Source organism: Streptococcus suis, assembly GCF_002964045.1.
Classification (GTDB): Bacteria; Bacillota; Bacilli; order Lactobacillales; family Streptococcaceae; genus Streptococcus; species Streptococcus suis_U.
Genome location: NZ_POPB01000700.1, coordinates 1 through 298, shown reverse-complemented (window position 1 = coordinate 298; position 298 = coordinate 1). Strand labels below are relative to the sequence as shown.

The following is a 298-nucleotide window of genomic DNA, read 5'->3' as shown; positions in this document are numbered from 1 at the left end:
TCTATGCCAAAGGTGTTCTTAAGTTCTTGCAAGAAGCAGGACATAGCATTGATACAGGTATGGAAGTCTTTGTTTACGGTAACATTCCAAATGGTTCAGGCTTGTCATCATCAGCTTCTCTGGAACTCTTGATTGGCATCATCGCAGAAGAATTGTATGGTCTAGAATTGACTCGCCTTGATTTGGTAAAAATTGGGAAACAAACGGAAAATCACTTTATCGGTGTCAATTCTGGTATCATGGACCAGTTTGCTATCGGTATGGGAGCAGACCAGCGTGCCATTTATCTGGATACCAA

1 pseudogene is annotated in these 298 nt (G+C 41.6%); it reads left to right on the top strand.

Annotated features, from left to right (window positions below):
• A pseudogene (locus C1E99_RS14430) lies at positions 1-298 on the top strand (galactokinase); the annotation flags it as partial.